The following is a 9,908-nucleotide window of genomic DNA, read 5'->3' as shown; positions in this document are numbered from 1 at the left end:
CTATTCGTCGGCAGCGTCAGATGTTTATAAGAGACAGCGCCCTGCCCGTTCTCCTTGTCCGAAAGGCTGTGATCGTCCATGGGAGTCTCCAGTTGGCTGGTCCTCGGGGAGGAGGACCCCGAGTTCGTGCGGCCCGATGCCGCGGGCTCCTGCGGCATGGTGGCCCAACTCCGTCCTTTGATCCGTGAGTTCAGTGAGTCCGGAGATGTGGTGTTCGACCCGTTCGCAGGCTGGGGCACGACCCTGGTGGCCTGTGCGGTCGAGGACAGACGCGGCATCGGCCTGGAGATCGACGCGGACCGGGTGGAGCAGGCGCGGCGCCGCATCGCGCCGTACCCCGGGCAGAGGATGCTGTGCGGCGACGCCCGCAAGCCGCCGCTCGACCCCGAGTCCGTGGACCTGGTCCTGTGCGACCTGCCCTACTTCGGAACGGCGCTCGACCTGACCGGAGCCGGCCCCGCGACCATGTACGCGCTGCGTGAGTACGACGTCTATCTGGGGGCGCTCGACGACGCCTTCGGCGCCATCGCCGCGGTGATGCGGCCGGGTGCGTACGCGGTGATCGCGGTGCAGAACCGGCGGATCGACGGCGCGATGGTCCCCCTGGCGTGGGACGCGGCCCGCATGCTCGGCCGCCATCTGACCCTGGGCGACGAACGCGTCCACCTCTACGACTGGCCGGTCGACGGCGACGACCCGTTGGTCACCAACCGTTCGCACGAGTACCTGCTGACGGCTACGAAGCCGGCCGCATAGCCGGACGGCCGCCGTGAGGTGTCATCCGGCGAAGGCCGCCGCCACCCGCACCACCACGGCGTTGGCCTCCGGCTCGCCGACGGTCACGCGCACGCCCTCCCCGTCGAAGGCCCGCACCCGCACCCCCTGCGCCGCGCACGCCTCGGCGAACGCGGTGGTCCTCTCGCCGAGGGGAAGCCACAGGAAGTTGGCCTCCGACGGCGGCACCTCGCAGCCGGCGGCGAGCAGCCCGTGCCGTACCCGCTCGCGCTCCTTGACCAGGGCCTCCACCCGCCCCATCAGTTCGTCCTCGGCATCGAGGGAGGCGACGGCCGCCGCCTGGGCGAGGGAGCCGACCCCGAACGGCACCGCCGCGCCACGTATCTCGGCCGCCACGGGGTCATGGGCGACGGCGAATCCTATGCGCAGCCCTGCCAGGCCGTATGCCTTGGAAAAGGTGCGCAGTACCACGAGGTTGAGCCTGTCACGGTACAACTCGATGCCATCGGGTATGTCCGCGTCCCTGACGAATTCCCGGTATGCCTCGTCGAGCACGACCAGGACGTGTTCCGGAATCCTGGCGAGAGAACGCTCCAGTTCTCCGCGGCCGACCACCGTACCCGTGGGATTGTTGGGATTGCATACGAACACCACGCGTGTACGCGCGGTCACCGCGTCCGCGAGTGCGTCCAGATCGTGTCGGTGACCGTCCAGCGGCACCGGGACCGGGGTTCCGCCGCACACCTGGGTCAGATGCGGATAGGCCTCGAACGAGGGCCAGGCGAAGACGACGTCACCACCGCCCGTGCCGAGCGCGGAGTGCAGCAGGTGCAGGGTCACGCCCACGGATCCGGCGCCGAGCGTCAGATGCCCGGTCGGCACGTCGAACCGGCGCGCGAGAGCCTCGGTCAGCGCGACGGCGTACCGGTCGGGGTAGCGGTTGATGCGGGCCGCCTCGGCATGGAGGAGCTCCCGTACGGAGGGTAGCGGCGGATACGGGTTCTCGTTGGCGAAGAGGCTGTACGGCGTCAGCGGTGTCATGGAGTCCTACGTGTCCTTCGGAGAAGTCACAGAGCAGTGCGACCACGGGATCCGGGAATGGTGCGATCGACCCGTGCGACGCGAGCCTAAATTCCCGTGAATTCCCCCGCAAGGTCCCGCAGTGGTTCACCCGATTCCCCGTTATTTTCCTTTGGTTTCGCCGCTGCCTGCGCCTCCTCGATTGCCATGAGGTATCCGAGTTGCAGGCGGTGCTGGGCGCCGTACTGGTCCTTGAGACGGGCGACATGGGACTGCAGTGAACGCAGGCTGAACCCGAGTCGCCGGGCTATCTCCCGGTCCGACTTTCCCTCCGTCAGCAGCTTGCAGATGGCGTCCCGCATCGCGGGCATGATGTCGGTTGCGGCCTCGGCGGCCCGCACCGGCAGGAACGGGTGGGGCTCTGCACGGTCCCACGCCCGCTCGAAGATGTCGACCAGGAACCGCACGATGGCAGGCTCGGTGACTAAGACGGCCGTGGTGCGGTCCGCGTTCCCGGGGATGAACGCGAGCTTGCGGTCGACGATGATCACGCGGTCGAAGAACTCGGCGAGGGTGCGGACTTGGACGCCGTAGCCGGTGACCGCCCGGACGTATTCCTTGGTCGGCTCGTCGAACCGCGTGCTGTGCTGATAGAGCGTGCGCATCGACACCCCGGCGGCGATCCGGCCGCGGACGCCGCTGAGTGCGTCCTGGAGCACCGCCTCGGGCCGCGGGCCCTCCGGCTGTGCCGTGAGGATCTCGGACGTGGACCGGTCGACCGCGCGCTGGATCGTCGCCTGGATCTCGGGTATTCCCTGGATGTACGTGATGCCGGCGGGCGCTTTGGCGCAGCCGCAACCGGAGCAGTCCGCTTCCGCTTGATCCGCCTGGTTGGACACGGTGTCCGCGAGTTCATGCAAGGTGCGCGCGACGTGGTGCAGCGTACTCGCGTGATCATTCGGTATGTTCATCTGATCCCTCGTTTCCCGGCAGTGCGCCGACCCGAAGTATTGAGGATCTGTCGCGGGAACTCCAGGAGTGGCAGATTTCTTTACAGAGCCGCAGCGAGGGGCCGGGGGGAGGAAGTCGGCTCCGGACGCGCGTCTCAGGGAAGCGACGAGAAACGGATTTTCATCTTCCATTCTTGCGTCTGCGAATCATTTCCGAAGGCGGCGGGTGAGTTCCCGCGCGCCGGTTTCCAGTGTGTGGACAGAAAAGGGGAGTTCTGTGTCCAGGGGGATTTTCTTCGTGCAGCGTGCCGTGGCGAGACCTGTGGTGGGCGGGCTGGCGGTCCTGCTGCTCGGACTCGTACCGGCCGGGGCGACGTCCGCGGTGGCGCGGGACATCGGCTGGAACGTGGTGGAGGGCTCGGGGCGGGACATCGGCTGGAACGGGTCCGGAGCGTGACTCTCCCGTTCACCCCCACCCCAACCGCCGTCTGCCGACACCACCCGCGACTGCTGACCGCCGCCAAGGCCGCCGAGCTGCGCTCGCGCGCCGCCCGCGGTGAGTCAGCCGACTTCGACGCGGACGTGTGGCCGCTGATCGCCAAAGAGGTGGAGGCCGTCTACTACGCGGCACTGCTCACCTCCCACGGCCTCGACGGCACCGCCTTCGCCGACCGCTATCCGGCTGCGGCACCCGGCGCCGAGGAGCAGGCTCTGCTCGACGAGGCCGCGGTGGACGCGGCGGACCACTGGGACTGGGAGCGCGTCGCCCGGCCCTACGGCCGGCGCGAGTTCACCGGTGCCGAGGACTTCCACAGCTGGCTCCTCGCGTATCTGCGCGCCGACGTGGCGCACGCTCGCGAAGGCAACGTCAGCGGACCGGTCAAGGCCGCCCTCGATGTCCTGCGCGACCTGCGCAACGAGATACGTCTCGTGGTCGACCACAGCGGCATCGACGGCGCTTCGTACCGCGACGCCCTGCACGGCTGGTACACCCCGCTCAACGCCTTCCTCTCCATCGGGCCTCCGACACCACGGTCGAACTCGCCGAGGGGCTCACCGTGAACCCGGCCCGGATGCGGGCCAACCTCGACCTGACCGGAAGCCGGATCGTCTCGGAGCGTCTCGCCGCCGTCCTCGCACCCCGTCTCGGCAAGGCCGCCGCGAAGCAGCTGCTCACCGACGCCTCCACAGCCGCCGACCGCGAGGGACGTCCCCTGGGCGACGTCCTCGCGCGGCTGCCCGAGCTGCACGGCGTGTGCACCCCCGAGGAAGTGGCCGTTCTGCTCGACCCGGCCCGGTACACGGGAGCGGCGGGAAGCCTGGTCGACCGTGCCCTGAAGAGAAGGGGAACCCCTGACGTGACCCCGACCGAGCTCACCGCGCCCCCCGAGGACCCCGCGGAGCACGGACGTGCCGAACGAGTACTGGACGTCCCGGAGTTCCCCGAACTCCCCGCCGCGCAGCAGCCCGACTGGCCCCACCCCGGGGCCCTCGCCGCGGCCGTCGCCGAACTGCGCCGCGCCCCCGGCCTCGTCCACCCCGCGGAGTGCGACGCCCTGCGCGCGCGGCTGGCCGTCGTCGCCCGCGGCGAGGCGCTGCTGCTGCAGGGCGGCGACTGCGCCGAGACCTTCGAGGCGGCCCAGCCGGACCGGATCGAAGCCACCTTCCGCACGCTCGGCCAGATGGCGGCGATCGTCTCCGAAGCGTCCGCGCTGCCCGTCGCCACCGTCGGCCGTATCGCGGGCCAGTACGCCAAGCCGCGCTCGAAGCCGCAGGAGACCCGGGGCGAGGTGACCCTGCCCGTCTACCGCGGCGACCTGGTCAACGGCCACGCGTTCACCGCGGAGGCCCGCACCCCCGACCCGTCCCGTCTGACCCGTGCCCATCGCGTCTCGGCCACCACCCTGGAGTTGCTGCGCACGTTCGCGGCTCGGCAGAACACCGAGTTCTGGACCAGCCACGAGGCGCTCGTCCTCGACTACGAGCACCCCCTGACGCGTATCACGCCCGAGGGCCCGTACGCCCTGTCCGGGCACCTGCTGTGGATCGGCGAACGCACCCGTGCACGCGACGGCGCCCATATCGACTTCGCCGCCCGCATCCGCAACCCGATCGCGGTCAAACTCGGACCCACGACCACCCCGGACGAGGCGGCCGCCCTCCTGGACCGGCTCGACCCGGAACGTGAACCCGGTCGCCTCACCCTCGTGACCCGCATGGGCGCCGACGCCGTGCGCGACGTCCTGCCCGGAGTCGTGCGGAGGCTGACGGCGGAGGGTGCCCGTGTCGCCTGGATCTGCGATCCCATGCACGGCAATACCGTCACCGCACCCGACGGATGCAAGACCCGTAGACTCGCGGACATCCTCGACGAGATCCGGGGCTGGTTCGAGGTGCACCTGGAGTGCGGCACCCACCCGGGAGGAATCCACGTCGAGCTGACGGGTGAACACGTCACCGAATGCCTGGGCGGCACGTACGAGGTCACCACCGGCGACCTGCCCGCCCGCTACGAGACGGCCTGCGACCCGAGGCTGAACCGGGGACAGTCCCTCGACCTGGCGTGGGAGCTGTCCGACCTGTACGCCAAGTACCAGCTCAACAGGAGGTAAGCAGTGGAGACCCGTGCAACCGTACAGCGGTTCTGCGCGATGCACGAACGCCAGGATCCGTCCGACCCCCTGGTCATCCCCAACGTCTGGGACGCGGTCAGCGCCCGCGCCTTCGCGGACGCCGGTTTCCCCGTCCTGGCCACGTCCAGTGCGGCCGTCGCCGCGACCCTCGGCTACCGGGACGGAGGCCACACCCCGCCCGCCGAGATGTTCGCCGCGATCGCCCGCATCGTGAGGTCCGTGTCCGTACCGGTGACCGCCGATGTCGAACACGGTTACGGCCTGGCCCCCCAGGAACTCGTCGACCGCCTTCTCGACACCGGAGCCGTGGGCTGCAACCTGGAGGACACGGACCCCCTGACCGGCGGTCTCAAGGACGCCGCACAGCACGCCGACTGGCTGACTGAGGTCAGCGTGGCGGCGGGCGAGCACCTGGTGCTCAACGCCCGCGTGGACACGTACCTGTTCGGCGAGCACTCGGTGGAGACCACGGTCAAGCGTGCCGTGCTCTACGCCCGCGCCGGCGCCGACGTCATCTACCCGATCCTGGCCCCGCCGGAGCTCCTGCCGGACATCGCGACCACGGTCGACCGCCCCATCAACGCCCTCTGCCTTCCGAACGGCCCCACCCCGTCGGAGCTGGGCACCCTGGGCGCGGCCCGGGTGACGTACGGCCACACCCTGCACGGCCGGATCACGGAGACGGTCCAGGCGATGGCGGCGGAACTGCGCTGACGCACCCGCGGTGAAAGGGCCGGAAATTTCGTGGACTCACGGCCCCCTCGCACGTCGGCGAGGCCGGTGACCGGGTGGGTGACCTGCGCTTGCCGACGGCATCGATTCGGACGAGAACACGTCGATCTCGGTCGCCACGGTCGTTCCTCCTGCACAGCATGTCCACGCTGGTCACCAAGCGGATCACCGGCGCACGCCCGCACCTCGTCGCCCTCGTCCAGGCACTCGGCGTCCCGCTGACCGTGACGGTCGGCCTCAAGGTCACGCCTGCTCGCAAACCAGTCGCCGTGCCTGCTCCACGAACAGCCGGGCATGCACCGGCAGCCGCTTCCCGGACCGCCGCGCCAGCTGCGTCCGAAGCGTGAACGGCGGCTCCCGGAAGAGCCGTGCGAGAGAACTCTCCGCGAGTTCGGTGGCGACCGTCACCTCGGGCAGCAACGCGATCCCGAGGCCGGCAGCCGCCGCGCGTTTGACCGCCTCGATCGTGCCGAACTCCATGAACTCCACCGGCTCCAGCGCCGACAGCTCCCGGTAGGCGCAGCCCGGCTCGGTGGCCGGCAAGAGCTGCCCGGTCAGCTCGGCCGTCGCGACAGGCTCCCCGGTCGGCGGGGTCCGGGCGCCGCGACCAGCGCCAGCGGATCCAACGCCAGGTCCCGCTTGCGGCCCGGCGCCTTTTCGCGGCATCTGACCGGTCGTGGTCGCGGGAACCCGCAGTCGCGTGGACACTCTGCGTGTCCGGCACCGCCAGGGTCGGCTCCTCTGATCGCCGGGCCCGCTCCCGCTCCCGCACCTGACAGCGCAACAGCTCATGGATGACCTGGTCGGTGCCGTCGTCACGCCACCTGGCGAAGTAGCAGTACGTCGCGCTCTTCGGCGGCAGGTCGTGCGGCGGGTAATGCCACTGGCAGCCGGTCCGGCTCTGGTAGAAGATCGCGTTGACGGTCTCCCGCACCGCATGGGCGCCCCGGTGACCGCTGACGGAGGGGTGCCGCTCTTTCCACGCGGTGATCACCGGCTCGATCAGGCCCCACCGGGCGTCGGACGAGTCGCCGGGGTACGGCTTGCGCTCGCTCACCCCGCCACCCCAACACGCCCAAGCCCGTCCCCTGGCGTGTGGCCCTACCAGGCCCGTCGCGCCTGCCGTCCGAAGAGGACGCCGCGCGGTTCGGGCGGTGGGGGAGTGCCCGGTTTGAGGGGCCAGGCGAGCAGCATGCCCGCGGCGAAGCCGACCACGTGGGCCAGGTATGCCACGGTGCCCGCCTCGGCGATGGCCTCGCCGGTGGAGTAGAACGCCTGCAGCACGAACCAGAAGCCCAGCACGATCCAGGCCGGCAGCCGCAGCGGCAGGAAGAGGAGGAAGGGGACGAGGATCCAGACCCGCGCCCTCGGGTAGAGCACCAGGTAGGCGCCCAGGACGCCGGCGACGGCTCCCGAGGCGCCGATCAGGGGAGTGGTGGAGGAGGAGTTCGTGAGAGCAAATCCGTATGCGGCCGCGTAGCCGCAGGCCACGTAGAACAGCAGGTACCGCACATGGCCCATGCGGCCCTCGATGTTGTTGCCGAAGATGAGGAGGAACAGCATGTTCCCCAGCAGGTGCAGCCAGCTGCCGTGCAGGAACATCGCCGTGAGGACCGACAGCACGGGCGACTTGTCGTAGGCCGGCGGGCCCAGCACGCACCCCGGTCCGTGCACGCCCACGCCCACGGCGCCGGTCGGGACCAGCGACGGCATCCGGCCGTGGATCAGCTCTCTCGGCACGAGCGCGTACTGCTCCGTGAACGCCTCCAGATGGCACAGCTGCGCCAGCGAGCTGCCGCCCGCCACCGAGCCGGAGACGCCGGGCGTGAGCAGGAACGCGACGAAGTTCGCGGCGATCAGGGCGTACGTCACCCAGGGGGTGCGCCGCGACGGGTTCACATCATGGACGGGGATGACCACAGGGAAGTACTGCCCCCGATGTGTTCGCCGAACCGGTGAACGCCGCCGTCCGCGTGTCCGTATCCCTCCACAGACCACCCGCGGCCCGGGGAAGGCGGGCCGCGGGGACGACGTGAGGGACAGGCGATGAGTGACCGAGTTGTTCCGCCCATGCACGCGCTGCCCGACGGAGAGGCCGAGCTCTCGCTGGTGGTGCGGCTGCCCTGGGAGGACGTCGCCCGGCTCGGCCAGGAGGCCGGCCGGCTGGCGTCCCAGATGAAGCGGCCGGTCACGCTGGACGAGGCCGTCAGCCACCGGCTGCGCTCCGTGAGGCCCACCGCCGCGCACGCCAGGCCGGCCGGCGAACAGCCGACGGCGACGGCGACGGCGATGACGTCGTCCAGTGGCTCGGTCTCCTCCCTGCCGAGGCTGAACGGCACCGCCTAGGGAGCGCTGTCGCGGACCTTGGTCGCCGCCTTTCTCGCCGCCACCAGGACCGGGTCCCACACCGGTGAGAACGGCGGGGCGTAGCCCAGGTCCAGCGCCGTCATCTGTTCCACCGTCAGTCCGGCCGTGAGGGCGACCGCGGCGATGTCGACCCGCTTCGCCGCGCCCTCGCGGCCGACGATCTGCACGCCCAGCAGACGGCCGGTGCGACGCTCGGCGAGCATCTTGACCGTCATGGGGGAGGCGCCGGGGTAGTAGCCCGCGCGGCTGGTCGACTCGACGGTGACCGTCTCGAACTGCAGGCCCACCCGGCGGGCGTCCCTCTCCCGCAGTCCGGTGCGCCCGATCTCCAGGTCGCACACCTTGCTCACCGCCGTGCCGACCACGCCGGGGAAGGTGGCGTAGCCGCCGCCGGCGTTGGTGCCGATGACCTGCCCGTGCTTGTTGGCGTGGGTGCCCAGCGGAACGTGGCGCTGCTGCCCGGAGACCAGGTCCAGGACCTCCACGCAGTCCCCGCCGGCCCAGATGTCCTCGTGGCCGCGCACCCGCATCGCCCGGTCGGTGAGCAGCCCGCCGTGCGCGCCGAGCGGGAGCCCGGCCGCCCGCGCGAGCGCCGTCTCGGGACGTACGCCGATGCCCAGCACGACCACGTCCGCCGGATACTCGGCGTCCTCGGTGGCGACCGCCCGCACCCCACCGTCGTCACCGGTGAGCACCTTGGTCACCTCGGCGTCGCCGACCATGGTGATGCCCAGGCCCTCCATGGCCCGGCGCACCAGGCGGCCCATGTCCGGATCGAGGGTGGACATGGGCTCCTCGCCGCGGTCGACGACCGTCACCTCGTAGCCGTGCTTGATCATCGCCTCGGCCATCTCCACGCCGATGTAACCGGCGCCGACCACCACCGCCCGACGGCCACGCGCGCGCGTGAGGCTGTCGAGCAGGGCCTGGCCGTCGTCCAGGGTCTGCACGCCGTGCACACCGGGCGCGTCGAAGCCGGGCAGGTCGGGGCGGACCGGACGGGCCCCGGTCGCGATCACGAGTTTGTCGTACGACGTCCAGGACTCCGCCCCGGAGTCGACGTCCCGCGCGCGGACGCGCCCCGCGGCCACGTCGATCTCCGTCACCTCGGTGCGCATCCGCAGAGCGATGTCCCGCGCGCGGTGCTCCTCGGGCGTGCGGGCGATCAGCCGGTCCCGCCCGTCGACGTCGCCGCTCACCCAGTACGGGATGCCGCACGCCGAGAACGAGGTGAAGTGGCCGCGTTCGAACGCCACGATCTCCAGCTCGTCGGGCCCGCGCATCCTCCGTGCCTGCGACGCCGCGGACATCCCCGCGGCGTCGCCACCGATCACGACCAGTCGTTCCTTGGCGCTCCTTCTCATGCGAACACGCTACGGGAGAAGGCCTTTCAGCCCCGCTCGCCCGGCTCCCCGGCCGGCTCGGGCGTGGCAGGGACGGGTGCGGGTGCGGGTGCGGAGGTGGGGAAGGG

10 protein-coding genes and 3 pseudogenes are annotated in these 9,908 nt (G+C 70.8%); 7 read left to right on the top strand and 6 right to left on the bottom strand.

Annotated elements, in window-relative coordinates; all coding sequences use genetic code 11:
- Positions 1-78: 78 nt before the first annotated feature.
- Positions 79-756, top strand: coding sequence for a TRM11 family SAM-dependent methyltransferase (locus tag C1I97_RS23450; RefSeq protein ID WP_111005166.1), 678 nt, complete (start codon positions 79-81; stop codon positions 754-756).
- Positions 757-777: 21 nt separating this feature from the next.
- Here C1I97_RS23450 and C1I97_RS23445 read toward each other — a convergent pair whose 3' ends face one another.
- Together C1I97_RS23445 and C1I97_RS23440 are read right to left on the bottom strand one after the other, a co-directional pair.
- Complete coding sequence (locus C1I97_RS23445) at positions 778-1,776, bottom strand: histidinol-phosphate transaminase (protein WP_111005165.1); 999 nt, start codon at positions 1,774-1,776, stop codon at positions 778-780.
- An 86-nt stretch (positions 1,777-1,862) separates the two neighbouring features.
- Complete coding sequence (locus C1I97_RS23440; RefSeq protein WP_111005164.1) at positions 1,863-2,726, bottom strand: LuxR family transcriptional regulator; 864 nt, start codon at positions 2,724-2,726, stop codon at positions 1,863-1,865.
- A gap of 256 nt (positions 2,727-2,982) precedes the next feature.
- Between C1I97_RS23440 and C1I97_RS39325 the strand changes: the two genes are divergently transcribed.
- From C1I97_RS39325 to C1I97_RS23425, 5 genes and pseudogenes are all read left to right on the top strand, one after another.
- The gene (locus C1I97_RS39325; RefSeq protein ID WP_146608270.1) at positions 2,983-3,162 is read left to right on the top strand and encodes a hypothetical protein; all 180 of its coding nucleotides are present in this window, start codon (positions 2,983-2,985) and stop codon (positions 3,160-3,162) included.
- Between the two features lie 35 nt (positions 3,163-3,197).
- Positions 3,198-3,740, top strand: a pseudogene (locus C1I97_RS23435) (FAD/NAD(P)-binding protein); the annotation flags it as partial.
- 38 nt (positions 3,741-3,778) lie between these two features.
- Positions 3,779-4,027: pseudogene (locus C1I97_RS41695) on the top strand (3-carboxy-cis,cis-muconate cycloisomerase); the annotation flags it as partial.
- 102 nt (positions 4,028-4,129) lie between these two features.
- On the top strand, positions 4,130-5,317 hold the full coding sequence (locus C1I97_RS23430; protein WP_258382707.1) for a 3-deoxy-7-phosphoheptulonate synthase: 1,188 nt from the start codon (positions 4,130-4,132) through the stop codon (positions 5,315-5,317).
- A 3-nt stretch (positions 5,318-5,320) separates the two neighbouring features.
- Positions 5,321-6,052, top strand: a complete 732-nt coding sequence (locus C1I97_RS23425) for an isocitrate lyase/PEP mutase family protein (RefSeq protein WP_309147823.1) — start codon at positions 5,321-5,323, stop codon at positions 6,050-6,052.
- 261 nt (positions 6,053-6,313) lie between these two features.
- Here C1I97_RS23425 and C1I97_RS41690 read toward each other — a convergent pair whose 3' ends face one another.
- The 3 genes and pseudogenes from C1I97_RS41690 to C1I97_RS23415 all read right to left on the bottom strand — a co-directional run bounded on the left by C1I97_RS41690 (position 6,314) and on the right by C1I97_RS23415 (position 7,990).
- Positions 6,314-6,613, bottom strand: coding sequence for a substrate-binding domain-containing protein (locus tag C1I97_RS41690; protein ID WP_258382706.1), 300 nt, complete (start codon positions 6,611-6,613; stop codon positions 6,314-6,316).
- A gap of 56 nt (positions 6,614-6,669) precedes the next feature.
- Positions 6,670-7,127, bottom strand: a pseudogene (locus tag C1I97_RS43005) (transposase); the annotation flags it as partial.
- 44 nt (positions 7,128-7,171) lie between these two features.
- Positions 7,172-7,990 carry a rhomboid family intramembrane serine protease gene (locus C1I97_RS23415; RefSeq protein WP_111005160.1) on the bottom strand — a complete coding sequence of 273 codons (819 nt, stop codon included), beginning with the start codon at positions 7,988-7,990 and terminating at the stop codon, positions 7,172-7,174.
- A gap of 126 nt (positions 7,991-8,116) precedes the next feature.
- Here C1I97_RS23415 and C1I97_RS23410 point away from each other — a divergent pair, with 126 nt between their 5' ends.
- Complete coding sequence (locus C1I97_RS23410) at positions 8,117-8,416, top strand: hypothetical protein (RefSeq protein ID WP_111005159.1); 300 nt, start codon at positions 8,117-8,119, stop codon at positions 8,414-8,416.
- Here the strand turns inward: C1I97_RS23410 and C1I97_RS23405 are convergent.
- Positions 8,413-9,801 carry an FAD-dependent oxidoreductase gene (locus C1I97_RS23405; RefSeq protein ID WP_111005158.1) on the bottom strand — a complete coding sequence of 463 codons (1,389 nt, stop codon included), beginning with the start codon at positions 9,799-9,801 and terminating at the stop codon, positions 8,413-8,415. The genes C1I97_RS23410 and C1I97_RS23405 overlap by 4 nt on opposite strands.
- Between the last annotated feature and the right edge of the window lie 107 nt (positions 9,802-9,908).

Origin of the sequence: Streptomyces sp. NTH33 (assembly GCF_003236365.1) — a bacterium.
In the GTDB taxonomy this organism is placed as follows: Bacteria; Actinomycetota; Actinomycetes; order Streptomycetales; family Streptomycetaceae; genus Streptomyces.
Note: the sequence above shows the minus strand (reverse complement) of the source record. Positions and strands in the feature narration are given on the sequence as shown.

Coding starts and splice junctions, on each gene's coding strand:
- C1I97_RS23405 (WP_111005158.1), bottom strand. CDS start 9,801: ATGAGAAGGAGCGCCAAGGAACGACTGGTCGTGATCGGTGGCGACGCC.
- C1I97_RS23410 (WP_111005159.1), top strand. CDS start 8,117: ATGAGTGACCGAGTTGTTCCGCCCATGCACGCGCTGCCCGACGGAGAG.
- C1I97_RS23440 (WP_111005164.1), bottom strand. CDS start 2,726: ATGAACATACCGAATGATCACGCGAGTACGCTGCACCACGTCGCGCGC.
- C1I97_RS23445 (WP_111005165.1), bottom strand. CDS start 1,776: ATGACACCGCTGACGCCGTACAGCCTCTTCGCCAACGAGAACCCGTAT.
- C1I97_RS23450 (WP_111005166.1), top strand. CDS start 79: ATGGGAGTCTCCAGTTGGCTGGTCCTCGGGGAGGAGGACCCCGAGTTC.